Origin of the sequence: Streptomyces phytophilus, assembly GCF_013870535.1 — a bacterium.
GTDB classification, from domain to species: Bacteria; Actinomycetota; Actinomycetes; order Streptomycetales; family Streptomycetaceae; genus Streptomyces; species Streptomyces phytophilus.
In genome coordinates, this window is record NZ_JACBXC010001772.1 from 1 (window position 1) to 203 (window position 203).

The following is a 203-nucleotide window of genomic DNA, read 5'->3' on the forward strand; positions in this document are numbered from 1 at the left end:
GGGTTCTGAAACAACAACCCGCCTGCACCACACACCGGTGAACTGTCTCCCGGGTGTGGGGTGTGGGGGATAGTTTCATAGTGTTTCGGTGGTCATAGCGTTGGGGAAACGCCCGGTCTCATTCCGAACCCGGAAGCTAAGCCCGTCCGCGCCGATGGTACTGCATGGGGGACCGTGTGGGAGAGTAGGTCACCGCCGAACAA

General features: G+C 60.1%; 1 rRNA gene. It reads left to right on the plus strand.

Annotated features, from left to right (window positions below):
* Positions 1-84: 84 nt before the first annotated feature.
* Positions 85-201 (plus strand): 5S ribosomal RNA (gene rrf / locus H5J30_RS35840).
* Positions 202-203: the final 2 nt, after the last annotated feature.